The organism is Nocardia sp. CA-290969, assembly GCF_050936135.1.
Taxonomy (GTDB): domain Bacteria; phylum Actinomycetota; class Actinomycetes; order Mycobacteriales; family Mycobacteriaceae; genus Nocardia.
Genome location: NZ_JBNJNJ010000001.1, coordinates 601,964 through 617,486, shown reverse-complemented (window position 1 = coordinate 617,486; position 15,523 = coordinate 601,964). Strand labels below are relative to the sequence as shown.

Annotated in this window: 11 protein-coding genes; 8 read left to right on the top strand and 3 right to left on the bottom strand. The window is 63.4% G+C overall.

The window, feature by feature from the left end; genetic code table 11:
* Positions 1–63 precede the first annotated feature (63 nt).
* Positions 64–1,002 (bottom strand): TetR/AcrR family transcriptional regulator C-terminal domain-containing protein, encoded by a 939-nt coding sequence (locus tag ACQEVO_RS02900; protein ID WP_432908609.1) that lies wholly within the window; start codon positions 1,000–1,002, stop codon positions 64–66.
* A gap of 261 nt (positions 1,003–1,263) precedes the next feature.
* Here ACQEVO_RS02900 and ACQEVO_RS02895 point away from each other — a divergent pair, with 261 nt between their 5' ends.
* Positions 1,264–2,484 (top strand): FAD-dependent monooxygenase, encoded by a 1,221-nt coding sequence (locus ACQEVO_RS02895; protein WP_432908607.1) that lies wholly within the window; start codon positions 1,264–1,266, stop codon positions 2,482–2,484.
* Positions 2,485–2,515: 31 nt separating this feature from the next.
* Positions 2,516–2,965 carry a VOC family protein gene (locus ACQEVO_RS02890; RefSeq protein WP_432908605.1) on the top strand — a complete coding sequence of 150 codons (450 nt, stop codon included), beginning with the start codon at positions 2,516–2,518 and terminating at the stop codon, positions 2,963–2,965.
* Positions 2,966–3,002: 37 nt separating this feature from the next.
* Here the strand turns inward: ACQEVO_RS02890 and ACQEVO_RS02885 are convergent, their stop codons facing one another.
* A complete protein-coding gene (locus ACQEVO_RS02885; protein ID WP_432908603.1) occupies positions 3,003–3,791 on the bottom strand; it encodes an IclR family transcriptional regulator in 789 nt (262 codons plus the stop codon).
* Positions 3,792–3,974: 183 nt separating this feature from the next.
* Here ACQEVO_RS02885 and ACQEVO_RS02880 point away from each other — a divergent pair, with 183 nt between their 5' ends.
* From ACQEVO_RS02880 to ACQEVO_RS02855, 6 genes are all read left to right on the top strand, one after another.
* Entirely contained in the window at positions 3,975–4,841 is an 867-nt protein-coding gene (locus ACQEVO_RS02880; protein WP_432908601.1) for an isocitrate lyase/PEP mutase family protein, read from the top strand.
* A 17-nt stretch (positions 4,842–4,858) separates the two neighbouring features.
* Positions 4,859–6,103, top strand: coding sequence for a 3-isopropylmalate dehydratase large subunit (locus tag ACQEVO_RS02875; protein ID WP_432922297.1), 1,245 nt, complete (start codon positions 4,859–4,861; stop codon positions 6,101–6,103).
* Positions 6,100–6,633, top strand: a complete 534-nt coding sequence (locus ACQEVO_RS02870; protein ID WP_432908599.1) for a 3-isopropylmalate dehydratase — start codon at positions 6,100–6,102, stop codon at positions 6,631–6,633. The genes ACQEVO_RS02875 and ACQEVO_RS02870 overlap by 4 nt, the downstream gene beginning before the upstream one ends.
* The gene (locus tag ACQEVO_RS02865) at positions 6,630–7,979 is read left to right on the top strand and encodes an MFS transporter (RefSeq protein ID WP_432908597.1); all 1,350 of its coding nucleotides are present in this window, start codon (positions 6,630–6,632) and stop codon (positions 7,977–7,979) included. The genes ACQEVO_RS02870 and ACQEVO_RS02865 overlap by 4 nt, the downstream gene beginning before the upstream one ends.
* Positions 7,976–9,739 carry a class I adenylate-forming enzyme family protein gene (locus tag ACQEVO_RS02860; RefSeq protein ID WP_432908595.1) on the top strand — a complete coding sequence of 588 codons (1,764 nt, stop codon included), beginning with the start codon at positions 7,976–7,978 and terminating at the stop codon, positions 9,737–9,739. The genes ACQEVO_RS02865 and ACQEVO_RS02860 overlap by 4 nt, the downstream gene beginning before the upstream one ends.
* Before the next feature lie 244 nt (positions 9,740–9,983).
* A complete protein-coding gene (locus ACQEVO_RS02855) occupies positions 9,984–11,807 on the top strand; it encodes an ATP-dependent nuclease (protein ID WP_432908593.1) in 1,824 nt (607 codons plus the stop codon).
* A 445-nt stretch (positions 11,808–12,252) separates the two neighbouring features.
* On the opposite strand, the gene ACQEVO_RS02850 is transcribed toward ACQEVO_RS02855, so the two are convergent.
* Positions 12,253–15,303: a DEAD/DEAH box helicase gene (locus ACQEVO_RS02850; protein WP_432922294.1), complete on the bottom strand. Its 3,051-nt coding sequence runs from the start codon at positions 15,301–15,303 to the stop codon at positions 12,253–12,255.
* Between the last annotated feature and the right edge of the window lie 220 nt (positions 15,304–15,523).

Below are 15,523 nucleotides of genomic sequence, written 5' to 3'. Positions count from 1 at the left end.
GGCGGCCGTCACAAGCACGATCACTTGCGACAACACCGGCCCCGCGACCGGAATTCCGGCACGCTACCGGGACACCAGCGCCGCGAAACCGTCCAGGTGACGCGCGAGACCGTATTCGAACAGGCCTTCCGGATCCGTCACGGCGTCTGCCGACAGCGAGGCCAGCAGGGGGAATTCACCGGTCGCCAGGAGGTGGTGGTGCCGGGCGCGCTGGGCGGCGCGCCAGCCGGCCAGGGTGAGGCCGGTGTCCCGCTCCGCCTCGGCTTCCTCCGCCATCGACAGCGCCGAGCCGACGACCAGTCCGTGCAGGGTGAGCGCCTCGTGCATCCGGGCGGCCGGCGAGAGACCGAGACCGTCGAGGGCGCGCAGCACCCATTCGGTCTGGGCCATCATGTTGGGCGCCGGCAGCGGCCGGGTGAACGAGATGACCTCGGGTAGCCAGAGATGTCGCCGGCACAGCTGCCACTGCCGGCGGGCGAGCCATTCGAGGTCGGCGCGCCACCCCCGCGACCCCGGTTCCGGTAGCCGCAGCTCACCGAACACCTCATCGGCCATCTGGGTGAGCAGTTCGTCTTTGTTCGCGACAAACCGGTACAGCGACATCGGCCCGACCCCGAGTTCGGCGGCCAGCCGGCGCATCGAGACCGCGTCGAGCCCTTCGGTATCCGCGATCGCGATCGCGCTGCCCAGCAACCGCTTTCGAGGTTCGGCCCGCCCGTCCGCGGGCGACAGCGGCAACCTGTCGTAACCCGCGGCGGCGGACCGCCGGCGGGGTGCGGCGACCACCGTGCCCGCGCCCACCCGCGCTTCGACCAGGCCCTCATCGCGTAGCGCGGCGAGTACCTTGGTCGCGGTCGCGATGGCGACTCCCCAGCGACCGGCGATCTGCCGGATGGAGGGCACCCGATCGCCGGGCCGCAGCTCACCGTTCACGATCCGGGCACGGATCTCGCCCGCGATCACCTGATACCGGGCATCCCGGCGCTGCGTCGGCAAGGACATGGTTTCCGATCTGTCGAGTCCCCCGCACCAACCCGAAGTGTACTAGAGCACCAACACCGACGAACTAGTGCACTATTCGGCGCCGAAAATGGCCCGGGACAGTGCATCACGCTACCGTTGGACCGCGGCACCGATACACCGTACGCGCCGCTTCGTCGCGAATCCCCATCTCCGCAATCGCCCCGGGTTCCCTGGAGAAACCGGGACGGCTTCCCCGTGCCGACACGAGTCGTCGACCTCGACCAGACCACAGGAGGACCTGTGCACAACCGCAACATCCTGATATCCGGTGCCGGTATCGCCGGACCCACCCTCGCGTACTGGTTACACCGGTACGGCTTCCACCCCACCGTCGTGGAGCGCGCCCCCGAGCCGCGCACGGGTGGTCACGCGGTCGATATCCGTGGCACCGCCCGGCAGGTCGCCGAGCGGATGGGCATCGTGGCCCAGGTGCGCCGGGCACATACCGGGGCCCGCGGGATGGCGTTCATCGACGGCGCCGGTAAGCACGTGGCGACGATGAGCACCGACGTATTCGGTGATTCGGGCGGACCGGTCGCCGAGATGGCGATACTGCGTACCGATCTGGCCCGCATTCTCTACGACACGACCCACGGTGTCACCGACTACATTTTCGGCGACTCGATCGGCGCGGTCCGGCAGGACGAGCACGGCGTACACGTGGAATTCAACAGTGGCCGGACCGGGCGCTACGACCTGCTGATCGGCGCGGACGGCGTGCGGTCCAGCGCCCGCCGCCTCGTATTCGGTCCCGACGAGGACTATCTCCACGACCTCGGCTGCTATGTATCGCTTTTCACCGTGCCGACGACACTCGACCTCGACGGCTGGCAATTGATGTACACGATGCCCGCGGGAAACGGCCGCCCCGGCCGCACCGCCGGCCTGCGCCCCCGGGCCGAACCGGGCACGGCGGTCGCCGGGTTCTTCCTGCGTTCGGAGCCGCTGTCGATCGACGATATCGACGAGCAGAAACGGCTGGTGGTTCGCACCTTCGAAGGCGACGGCTGGGAGATCCCGCGGATCCTGCCGGCCATCTGGGACGCCCCCGATTTCTACTTCGACCGGGTGCACCAGGTTCATCTGGACACGTGGGCACGCGGCCGGACGGTGCTGCTGGGCGATGCCGGCTATTGCGCCTCCCCCATGTCCGGTATCGGCACCAGCCTCGCCCTTGTGGGCGCCTACATCCTGGCCGGCGAACTCGCCGCCGCCGACGGTGATCACCGCCTCGCCTATCCCGCCTACGAACGCGCAATGCGCGGATTCGCCGACCGGGCACAGGAATTCGCCCGCGGCGCAGGCGACGGTGGCCTGATGCCCGACTCCCGTACCCAGCTCTGGCTGCGCAACGGATCGGTGCGCCTGCTCCCGTACCTGCCGAAGCGGTTCGTTCCCCGTGGCATGGACAAGCTGGCACACAGCGTCGAACTCGAGAACTACCCGGCCCTCTCCCTCTGACCCCACCGACTCGTAACCGAGGAGATCAGTAATGCAGGTGTGTACCTTCCTGTGGTTCGACGGCCGCGCCGAAGAAGCCGCCGACCACTACACGGGGTTGTTCGCCGACTCCGCCGTCCGCGATATTCAGCGGGCCCCGGACGGCACGGCCACCACGGTCGTATTCGAACTCGAGGGTCAGCGCTTCATCGCCTACAACGGCGGACCCCGGTTCACCTCCACCGGGGCCATTTCGCTGTACGCCGACTGCGACACCCAGGAGGAGGTCGACGCTCTCTGGGCGGGCCTGACCGACGGCGGTAGCGAAGGGCCCGGCGGTTCCCTCACCGACCGTTTCGGAATCACCTGGCAGGTGTTGCCGAAAGCGATGAACGAGTTGCTCGCCGACGCCGATCCGGAAGCGGGCCAACGGATCTTGTCCGCCATCCACGCGATGAAGAAGATCGATATCCAAGGCTTGATCGACGCGCGCAGGGGCTGACAGGACGAAACGCCGCCGACGGATCGTCGGCAGTCCCTCAACCCCGCGGTAGAGCTTGCACAATCCTGGTGATCCGCGCTCCGGCGTCGCATACCCGCTCGATCTTCGCCGCGAGCGCCTCACCCTCGAATTCCTCGGCCCGCCCGCCCACGCTGATCGACGCGACCACCGACCCGTCGCGCCCGAGAATCGGCGCCGCCACCGCGGCGACCCCCGGCAAATAGTCGGAGTGGCTCAGCGAATAGCCGGCTTCCCGGATCTCCGCGAGATGCTCGGCGAGCCGCTCCGCATCGGTGATCGTGCGGTCGGTGATCGACGGCAGACTGTCCGTCAACCATTTGTCCTGCAGCGCTTTCGAATGCGCGAGCATCACCGTGGGTCCCGCTGCCGCGTGGTAAGGCATCACCGATCCGACGTTGATCCCGGCCACCACGAGCGAGTTGCGGCCCTCGAGCAGATCGATGCACACCGCGCCCTGCTCCGCGGGCACCATCAGGTAGGCGGTGTTCCCGAAAGCGGTCGCCAGTTCCGACATGAACGGCTTTGCCGCCGAACGGATATCGAGTTTCGCCAGCGCCGCGGACCCGATCTCGAAGACCGGCATCGCCACCCGGTAGGCACCCTCGTCGGTGCGGTCCACCCACCCCGCCTGGATCAGCGTGGCCATCAGGCGGAAGACCGTGGTCTTGTTCATCCCGCTGGCCGTGGTGAGGTCGTTCAGCGTCCAGACGGGCCGTTCGGCACTGAAGTGACCGAGCAGCGTGCACGCCTTGAGAACAGCGCCCACCACGTCACGACCTGCCGTCGGCTCCGACTCGGTGGGCACAGCCGCCTTCGGCGGGGTGGGCACAGCCACTGCTTCTCACTCGCTTCCACGGTTCGTGCGATCGATGCCGCCACCTTACGAACACATCGGCCGATCGGGGTTGACTTTGTGACCCCCACCACCTTACCGTCCTCGTAGCAGAAAACGAAACGCATTCCGCATTGCGAAACGGAGAGTGGACTGGTGCGCAGCCCGACCTTGAAAGACCTCACGTCCAACGGACTCGTCTACGCCCCCGGCGTATGGGACGGCCTCACCGCCCGCCTCGCCGAACAGGCCGGTTTCAGCGCCCTGTGCGCCTCGGGCTTCGCGGTATCGGCAGCCCTCGGCCTCCCCGATGCCGAGCTCTACACCCAGACCGAGAACCTCCAGGCAGTCCGCACGATCCGCGAATCCTCCAAGCTGCCCCTGGTCGCCGATATAGACACCGGCTATGGCAATGCGGTCAACGCCGCCCGCACCGCCACCAAGTTCGTCGACGCCGGTGTCGGCGGAATGTTCATGGAAGACCAGGTCTCCCCCAAGTCCTGCCCCATCTGCGTAGGCGACCCCGTAGACCTGATCACCGTCCCCGAGGCCACCGGCAAGATCCGCGCCGTCCGCGACTCGATCCCCGACGACGTCCTGCTCATCGCCCGCACCGACGCCCGCGGCGACGACGCCCTCCGCCGCGCCCAGGCCTACGTCGAGGCCGGCGCGGACATGATCATGCCGGTCACCAAGACCTTCGAAACCGTCGAGCAGTGGCAGCGCTGCCACGAGGAGGTCGGCGTACCGCTCATGGCTACCCTTACAGCCTCCACCTGGACCGAACGCGATTTCACCCCCGAAATCCTCGACCAGGTCGGCGTCCGCCTCGCCCTGCTCCCCACCCAGGTCCTGATGGCGGTGGCCGGAGCAGCCCAGGCCACCTTGAAACGGCTGGCCGCGGGCGAAGCACCGGCCAAGGTGAGCGCCGATGCGCTCCAGCACCACGAATTCGTGGAACTGATCGGCTTCCCCGAGGTCGAGGCCATGCAGAACAAGTACCTACCCGCGAAGGAGCAGTAATCGCCGTGGGCTACACGATGACGGAGAAGATCCTGGGCCGCGCCTCGGATCAGGACACGGTTCGCGCCGGCGAGAACCACCCGGTGCATCCGGCGCGCATGATCGCCTACGACTTCCCCGGCTACACCGATGTGATGTTCCGCCAGATGCGCGAGGACTTCGGAATCACCGAGCTGGAAGACCCGAGCCGCTACATCGTCTTCATCGACCACATGCTGACGAAGGGCAACGAGAAAGAGCTCGAAGTCCACCAGGTCACCCGCGACTGGTGCGAGTTCTACGGCATCGAACTGCACGAAGGTCGCGGTATCGGCCACCAGCTCACCGCCGAACTCGGCCTGGCCATTCCCGGCGAATTCCTCGTCCACTTCGACGGCCATATCAGCGGTATCGGCGCCTTCGGCGCGCTCGGCTGGGGCATCCGCCGCGACCTCATCGAAGCCTGGGTCACCGGCCAGGTCTTCGTCGATATCCCCGCCACCACCCGCTTCGACCTGGTCGGCGAGTTCCCGCCCGGCGTCGACAGCCGCGACCTCGTGCACACCATCATCGATATGGTCGGCGCCGACGGCTGCGCCCATCAGGTGATGGAGTTCGGCGGCCCCGGCGCCCGCTCGATGGCCATCGACCACCGCCAGGGCCTGTGCGGAATGGCCATGTTCACCGGCGCCGTCTCCGCGATCTTCGAACCCGACGAGATGTCGCTGGCCTACGCGAACAAGGTCGCCCGCCGCAGCTTCGACCCGGTCTATCCCGACACCGACGCCACCTACGCCGCCCGCTACGAGATCGACCTCGCGACCCTCACCCCTCGCGTCGTGCTCCCCGGCTCGGCCCGCGCCGTCAACACCAAGACAGCCCAGGAACTCGCCGGCATCCCCATCACGAAAGCCTTCATCGGCTCCTGCGCCAGCGGCCGCATCGAAGACCTGCGCGCCGCCGCCCTGGTCCTCGACGGTCGCAAGGTAGCCCCCGGCGTCGAACTCAATGTCGTCCCCACCTCACAGAAGGTGTACGAGCAGGCCGAGCGAGAAGGCATCCTCGACGTCCTCCGCGCCGCAGGTGCACATATCAACATATCGAGCTGTGATTTCTGCTTCGGCTACCAGAAACCCCTGCAACCCGGCGAGAACTGCATCTCCACCGGCGTCCTGAACATCTCCGGCCGGATGGGCAGCCCCGACGCCAACATCTACATGGGCTCCCCCTACACCGTCGCCGCCAGCGCCCTGGCCGGCACGATCCAGGAGTCGGCCCGGTGAGCGCCTATCCCCCACCGCCCGACATCATCGAAGGCAAGGTCGCCTGGATCTTCGGCGACGATTTCGATATCGACCTCGTCGTCGGCGTCTCCAATATCAAGTCCTACGACCCCGACCACCTGCGCTCGGTGTGTATGCAGGCCTACGACCCCACCTTCACCGACCGCGTCCGCCCCGGCGATATCATCGTCGGCGGTCGCAACTTCGGCTACGGTCATCCGCACTATCCACCCATGGTCGCCCTCCGCAACGCGGGAATCTCGGCGATCGTCGCGGAATCCTTCTCGCCCGGCTTCTGGCGCGGCGAGACCTTCAACGGCATGCCGTTGATCACGATCCCCGGCGTCTCGACCTCGGTAAAGGTCGACGACCCCGTGGCCCTCGACTGGCGCACCGCCACCCTGCGCCTGCCCGAGGGAACCGACCTGGTCGGAACCCCACCGAGCCCGCGGACCATCAAGGTCATCGAAGCCGGTGGTTCGTATGAACTCCTGCTCGCCGAGCACGCACGCGAAAGACAGATTCAATGACGAACACAGAACCTCGCGTCGGGTCCAGTGACCTCCGCCCCTCCGGACCGCTGGTGGCGACAGCAGCGAAGAAGTCGAACTCGGTAGCCCGCCGCGCCGCCATCGCCGGCGGCGTCGGCACCCTCATCGAGTACTACGACTTCGCGGTCTACGGCTTCCTCGCCGTCACCATCGCACCCCTCTTCTTCCCCTCAGAGAATTCCGCGGTGTCGATCCTGTCGACCCTCGCCGTCTTCGGCGTCGCCTACGTGGCCCGCCCCCTCGGCGGTATCTTCTTCGGCCGCCTCGGCGACCGCCGCGGCCGCCGCCACGCCCTCGTCATCACCGTGGTCAGCATGGGCGTGGCCTGCGGCATCCTCGGCCTGCTGCCCACCAGCTCCGCCGTCGGCATCCTCGCCCCCATCCTGCTGGTCCTGGTCCGCCTCGCCCAGGGCTTCTCCGCCGGCGGCGAAGTCGGCGGCGCGGCCACCTATATCGCCGAATCGGCACCACCGCGTAAGCGTGGTTTCTTCGGCTCCTTCACACCCGTCGGCTCCACCCTCGGCTTCGCCGTGGCCGCCGCCGTCGTCGGCGTCGTAGCCCTCATCACCACCGATGAGCAGATGGAATCCTGGGGCTGGCGTATCCCGTTCCTGCTCGCCCTGCCCCTCGCCTACGTGTGTCTCCGCGTCCGGATGAAGCTCGAGGACACCCCCGAATTCGAGGAGATGGCCGAAAAGCAGCAGGTCACCAAGAGCCCGCTGCTCGACACCGTCACCAAGAACCCGTGGTCCGTCGCCCGCGTCGTCGGTGTCGCCATCGCCATGAACGGCTCCGGCTATATCGGCCTCACCTACTTCAGCGTCTACCTGATCAACGACCTCGGCTTCTCCAAAGACTCCGTCTACTGGACCTCCGCCGTCGCCATCGCCCTGGCCTGCGCCACCTTCCCGCTCAGCGGTATGGCCACCGACAGGTGGGGCCGCAAACCGGTCCTCATCGCCGGCTACCTCGCCTACGTCGTGATCGCGCTGCCCGCCTTCATGATCATGGGCGCGACGAGCAGCATCGTCGTGATCGGCCTCGTCTACTTCGTCTACATGGTGCTGAACGGCGTAGTCCAGGTCCCCGCGTTCCCGCTGTTCACCGAACTCTTCCCCCGCACGGTCCGCTACACCGGCGTCTCGCTGGGCTTCAATATCGGCACCATCGCCGCCGGCGGCACCGCCCCCTACGTCGCCGCCCAGCTCGTCGAATCGACCGGCAACGCGATGTCGCCCGCCTACTGGGTGATGGGCGTCTGCGCCATCGGCCTCCTCACCGTCGCCACCATCCGCGAAACCAGCCGCAAGGAACTCCCTGCATGACCACCGGTAACACCGGGAAAGCCCCGTCCGCCGCATTTGATGAGGGTGCGGCGGGCGGGGCGTCCCGCCCGCGAGAGGTAACCCAACACTTCGCCACACTCGTGGCGGCCTGGAACGACCGGGTCCAGCACGAACCCGACGCCCCTGCCCTCGTCTACTTCGACACCACCCTCACCGTCCGCGAAACCGACGACCTCGCCGACGCACTCGCGGCCGCTTTCGCCGACCGCGGCGTGGGCCACGGGGAGCGGGTGGGCATCCACCTCCAGAACATCCCGCAATACGCGCTCGTCCTGCTCGCCCTGTGGAAACTCGGCGCGATCGCCCTACTGCTCAACCCGATGTATCGCGGCCGCGAACTCCGCGAACTGGTCAGCGATGCCGAACCGGTCGGGATCATCACCACCGACCGCGATATGCGGCAGGTCCGGGAGGACGTCGAGGGCACCGCAGTCGGGTGGGTACTCGGCACCGCGGAGTCGGACCTCCAGTCCCGCAACGACCCCCGCGTCTTCAAGCACGAAACCACTGCTGCCACCGAGGTATCGGCGGACCATCGTGCCGACGCACCCAACGCCGACCTGCTCACTTTGGCCCACGAGTACACCGGCCGGAAACCCCCATCGGTCCAGGTACACGGCGACGACCTCGCTTTCCTCGCCTACACCTCCGGCACCACCGGCCCGCCCAAAGGCGCGATGAACTCGCACGCCAACGTCCGCGCGGTAACCACCAGCTTCGCCGAACTCGCCGGCATCACCCCCGGCGACGTGGTCTACGCCCTGGCCCCGCTGTTCCACATCACCGGAGCCGTCGTCATCGGCGCCCTCGCCCTCACGGAACGAACCTCCCTGGTCTTCACCGGCCGCTTCACCACCGACGTAGCCGTCGACGCCCTCCGCGAACACGGCGTCACCTACACCATCGGCTCCATCACCGCCTTCAACGCGATGATGAACTCGGATTACGCCACGGCCGAACACTTCTCCACCGTCAAGACTCTGTACAGCGGGGGCGCCCCGGTCCCACCGAGCACGGTCGCCCGCTTCCAGGAACGCTTCGGCCACTACATCCACAACGCCTACGGCATGACAGAAACCTCCTCGGCAGTTACGGCAGTCCCGCCGGGAACGAGCGCCCCGGTCGATCCGGACAGCGGCACTCTGTCCATTGGACTACCGCTCCCGGGAGTGAACGTCGAGGTGGTCGACCCAGAAGGCGACACCCTCCCACGCGGCAGCCAAGGCGAACTGGTCGTCACCGGCTCCCAGGTCATCCGCGGATACTGGCGCAAAACAAAAGAATCTGAAACCGCCCTGCCCGAAGGTCGTCTCCGAACCGGAGACAGCGCGATCGTAGACGAAGCGGGTTGGGTATACCTGGTCGACCGGATCAAAGACCAGATCAACGTTTCGGGATACAAGGTTTGGCCGCGCGAGGTAGAGGACATCCTCTACCAGCACGCGGCGGTCTTCGAAGCAGCGGTTATAGGCCTTCCCGATGAATATCGCGGAGAGTCTGTGGCTGCCTATGTATCGCTGAAGGACGGACACAGCGCCCAAACTGACGAATTGGTTTCGTTCGCCCGAGACAGGCTCGCGCCTTATAAGCGCCCTAGGGTGGTGAGAATCGTTGCAGAACTGCCTAAGACACAGACCGGAAAAATCCGACGCCGAACACTCCGCGAACAACATTGGACCAGTCCGACGCACGATGAAGGCGCCGGGGACACTTCAAGGTCCGGACCAAACGTAGGCTGACAGGATCCACGCTACGGAATGGTGTCGAGCCGAGGCTGAGGCTGGTGTTTACGCTTCTGGCACACACGAGTTCAGGGGGCGCGCTGTTTGCCGCATATCGACCACCAGGCGCGATGATGGATACGCACGCCGATTCTGCACACGCCGCTGCTGCTGGTATCTTCTGTGAACCACCGCCCGCGTGAGGTCTGGGCGATGGGTCGGGAAATGACCTGCACGACAATCGGCCCAGGATGGTTGGCAAGTGCACCTTCAGAAGTACTCTGTGCGTGGGTTTCGTTCACTCGCAGATGTCACGGACATTCCGATCGGCAGTCCGACGATCCTCGCCGGCCCCAACGACGGCGGAAAGTCCGCTGCGCTCAGCGCTCTGGCGTTCCTCCTCGGGTCCCACACCTTGACAGGCGATGACCGGACCTACCTGTCCGGCGAGTCCGGCGGCCGCTGTGCAATTACCGAGGTAATCGGCGATTTCCATCTGGACACGTGGGAGCAGCAGAAGTTCAGCCTGCCCGCGAGTGTGCGGCTACGGCGCTGGGCCGACGAGGACCTCACGCCTCGGTACGATCTCTGGGGGCCGGTCCCCGACAACGAGGAACTGCGGGATCTCAGCGAGAAGCGGTTGCCTGAACTCAAGGCTCTGGCGTCCAGGCTCGGACACCCGTCTACAAATCTGGCGAAGTTTGCGAAGCCGCAACTGTTGGAATGGCTGGTCGACTATGGACGAGAAAATTCCAGCAATGAAGGCTGGAGTGGAATACCTCCTGACCTGACGAACCGACTTCCGCGAATCGCGGAATTTGAGGGGCACTCGGCAGATCCAGAGGCCGCGATCCGCTCAGTGCTAACGACACGTTTCAAGAGCTACATGGCAGAAGATGGCTTTAAAGGACGTATTCGCGAGTTGGAGACGGACGCACGCGAGCGGCTGAGTATCGATGCGAAGCCACTGGCGGACCACATTGTCGAGCGCTGCAATGACATCGCCACCGTCACCGTCCAACCCGACGTAATCTTCACACCGGCCTTGCGCTCGACTGCCCTCCGCTTGGAGCGAGCATCCGGCGAACAGGTGCGGTTGGACCATTCCGGGCGCGGCAGCGCTCGTCGCATCTCAATGGCGGTGTGGGAGGGGACCAGCGATCTGCTGACCGGACCTGTCGACAACGAGGAGGGTCCGGACGTCAAGCCTCAGGTTCAGTTGATTGTTGCCTACGACGAACCCGATACACACCTGGATTATCATTTCCAGCGCGAAGTCATGGAAATTATCCGCAGACAAGGGGTAGCGAAGCACATCAACGTTGTCGTTGCGACGCACTCCATGAACCTCATCGACGGTGTGGACATCTGTGATGTGGTGCTGCTCAAATTGGACGGCGCACGCCGGACCATGATGCAACGCTTGGGCACTGCCGAACATGCCGAGTTCGACCGTCACCTCGGTGCAGTAGCAGCCGCAGTCGGCCTCCGCAACTCAGTCTTGCTTCATGAACGTTGTTTTCTCGCGGTCGAAGGCGAGACCGAACAGTTGGTGATCCCGATTCTGTTCAGCCTGTCAGAGGGCTTACAGCTACAGGCCGCAGGGATCGCGTTGTGGGCCTGCGGCGGTAACGACGGCGCACTGCAGCTCGCCAGCTATCTCCACAAACACGGGCGAAGTGTGATGCTGATGATCGACGCGGACAGCGAAAGAAAAAATCGCAGCTTCAATCGAAGCAACCTCGCCAGACACTTCGGCCGCAACACCGACGCAGTCACCCGGATGCTGGGCCAGCGTTCAGGCGTCGAAGAGCTGGAGGAGCTGTTCGACGACGAGACCTGGGCGCGGACGGCGAATTCAGCTTGGCCGCGGAGTGACGGCTGGACACCCGAGCACTTCGCCGAGCACCGTGGAAAAAGCAAGTTCAGCGCGGGGGTCGAGCGCATGCTTAGGGAGCACAGCGACAAGCACCCCTCAGGTAAGCCTGCGATGTTGTGGGAGGTAGCAATCCGACTTGAACATCCGGATGATGTGCCAAACGAGCTGCGGGATATCTTCGCCGACCTTCGAGCATTAGCTGGCTAACAGATCATCGACCGATCGAGTATGTCTGGCCCGCCGCGCCAGCATCCGCTTCTTTCGCTGTGCAGTTGTGGGCTCGACCCACGTGTGCCATTTGACGGCCGGCGCCCAGCGCTGGAGATGCTCTTCCCGGTCAACACCGCACCATCGACAACCGTTGGGATTCGGTACCGTCTCGTCGTCCCTGTCGCGCATCGTGTCGCCCTTTCGTCGTAATATTTGTACCCCAAGGGACTGACAAATATGTGCTACTGCCTGCACAAATGGCACCTGATCTGGCAGAATCTTCGGACATAGCTCACCCGCACAACATCAGGCATGGCCTAGCACTGCTATCGCCCCAAGGACCCTCTGAGCCGACGGTCCTGTCAGGGCAACACAGGCCAGGTGTGTTGCGAGCATATGCTCCGCAACAATGTCCTTCAGGCGCATCGCCGATATCCCCGCGCTACCCATACAGATCTGATGGCCCCCTGTAGCTGAGCTCGACACTGTCTCCAGTGGAAGTGCCCGTAACTACGAGGAGGCCTAGCTTTTCGGGATTGAGCGGCTCAGCGAGCATTCCGATACGTTCGCCATCCGGTGTTTCGAGGAAGGTTTCCCCAGCCCGGGACACCGCCCTGTACGGTGACCCTATTTTTGGCTGGTGGCCAGTGAACCAAGTAACTGTGGCGAACTCGATAGTATGAGTCCACGCCTTCTTCTCGGCGGCCGAATTACGATTGACAAACCCAATCCAAAGTTCGTGTGTAGAGGGTGTGGGCCAATCAATGTCATCCGAGCGTCGCCGCACATCCTCCGAGTCCAGCCATTGGTAAAGCTCGACCAACGTCGTGAACTGACCGTACGCGGACAAGACGGCTGCCAGCGCTCCTGACCTTGATGAGAAACCTGCGCGCATGAGCAGAGCGGCAGAACGGTTTAAAGTGCCAGATTCAACAGCCGCGACCGCGTGGCCCTCATTCGGTGCGACCAGAAACTCGGAATCGCCCGCATCGTTATGGGCAGACGCTCGAACGCGGACAGCTTCCATCGCCCACGGCAACCGGTAGGCCAGTGTATCCTCTATAAACTCAAGCGCATCTACAGCATCACCCGTGGCGATCTCTGCAACCGCTCTGCCTTGTAGCCACCCTGCAAGGGTGCCCTGCCAATCCTCGGGAAGTTTATGTGGCGCGAATGGATAAATAGTGAGAGCGATGTCAGCAAAACGAGTGATAGCTTCGATAGCTTCTTGGTCGGCACCCTCTATTATGTTCTGATCGGCGGCGTGCAGGTTCCGGTTAAGTGCATCCGCGTGTTGATCCAGCTTTCTTCCGGTTTCTTGACCAACGCCGGCAAGAAAGTAACCACGCCGCTGAGCCGGGGTCGATTCGGTCCAGAGGAAGCGTGCGCGACCGACAATACCCGCACGCAACACCGTTTGAACGGACCTATCACGGCGTGCCAGACTCCGTGCCCAAAGAGAAGAAGCGAGCGCGTTGTCTAGGGCAACTTCGATACCAGCCTCCTCGACTGCTGAGTCGTTCAGGAGACTGAGTAGAGCACAGTCGAGACTGGACAGGGACGCCTGCCACGAACTCTTGGCAGTGATGGTCGTTTGCTCGTCCTCATCAGAAATCTCAGGAAATGACCATGCCGCACTGCCTGCCACGTATTCGACTAGCGTATCGAAATCTTCGACGCCAAGCCGTCGCTGCATGCGGGCGAGCAGGCTGATCACTAGTTGCATCAGCCCACTACTCATGTCACGGCGAGCGTTGTCCTCAACGAGATCTTTCCAGTTTCTTCGCGCTCGACTACTATTCTCGTAGAATGGGTGTAGCACCAAGCCGATGGAATCCACGAAGGCTCGCCCTGCCCTACCGACGATATTTCTAAATTCGGATGCTTCAATTATAGAGCGATTCCTCCAGATGCTGTGAACAATCAGCACACTGGCTGAAAGATTCAACCCTTGGGCGAGAGTCGGTGAGGAGACAGTGACCTTCAAGGCGCCCTGCTGGAGAAGCCGCTCGATTTCCTTTCTATATGGAGTAGGAAGAGAGCCATGGTGGATGGCAACACCCAACTTCAGGCATTTCAGAATCGAATGGTCGGGTCCCAGCCACTCCTCACCGATCGTCAAAGCCGTGCTCAACTGAGCTGAGTCACCTTCGAAAACACCATTCAGAGCGCCTTGTTTATTGAGTTTGACGATCAGTGCGGCTAACGCATTGACCGATCTCCTCAATGGACAGAAGATCAAGACAGTCTGCCCTTCTTCCACGAATTTCCAAGCTGCGCCGAGACTTAGTTCCTGTTGGTTGCTAGGGAAGGGTTTTCTCCGCCGCCCGCGCGGCGGAACGAATGCCGAAAGGAATCGAGGAATGAACGGCTTTTGATCACCAACGGTCACCGTTAAACGGGCGTGTTCACCTTGCCAAACGACATCACCATACCTTAGGGTGGTGGGCCGCCAAGAGCTTGCTATCAGGCCGTCAGGTTGATCATCGGTGACCCAATTTACAAAATCCTGCACTTTCTCACGTTCAGGAAGTATGGCTGAGAGACAGATAATTCTTCTGCCTGCGGCATCGGGGCGACGTAGCAGACGTTGCACTTGGACTTCGTATCGCACCTCGCGATCGCCCTGTCCGATCATGTGGCCCTCATCCAGCACGACAAGGCCGACATCGTCCAATAGGACGGGATCGTTACGCAAGGCGAAGTCGAGCTTCTCCGGAGTGGCCACGACTATGTCGCGCTTCCCCAGGATATTCTGGTCTACCTCGCTTAGACCCGTCGTGCCGTAGAGCGAGGAAACGGTCTTTCCCAGCGGTATAAATGTGCGTTCGAGGATCGATTCAGTCTGGGCGGACAGGGCTCGCAACGGAGTCACGACTACGACTCGTTTTCCCTCCGCTACGGTGGCGAGAATGCAAAGTTCAGCTATCCTGGTTTTTCCTGAGCTCGTGGGGAGCGAGAGAACCAGGTTGTCGTGTGTATCGAGGACACGCGCCGCTGCGTCGAGCTGAGATGGCCACAGCTCAATCTCGGACCGACGCCTCCTGAGCAGCGACGCGATGAAAGTTGCGCGCAACTGTTTCCACCCGCCGCTGTCCACGGGACCATGAGGAATAACCGTATGGAAGCTGACCAGCCAAAGCCCGCCGAGCAGGTGAATAGCGAGCCTATGACACCACCACTGGGGAACCATGTTTAGTTCTCCGGCGGCCTCCAATCCGGTCCTCAATCGACTCAAGGCGTCTTCGATAAGCCCGGATTCTCCTCTCTCAAAGGCAAGAATCGCGACGTTCATCGCTGCCATAAACCCATCGGTGAGCGCCAGATCCACTACGTCGATGACATCATTCGCATCTTCGTCTTGGGAAAAACCTTCGCTATCTTCCCTCCCGTCAATATCTTGGAGGACAGCAAGTAGTTCAGAATCCGACGCGCTTGTTTCTGCCCGCCAAGTAGAGATCAACTCAAGGATGCCTTCGAAATTCCTCAGCATGAGCAGCACTAGACAATGTTCGCTCGCTGTCGTCTCCGCTGAATTGTGTCGGGTGTAGAGAAGCGAGTACGCGCGAGCGGAGAAGCTGCCCAGGTGATATGCTGCCGCAGCTACGACCAGGTGAAATCCCCGATCATCGGTGTCCGGCCCCCGCGCAACGACAGCCTCGATCGCACTAGCGGCATTTTCGAATGCCCGTCGACTAAGCTCCCGGGACCCC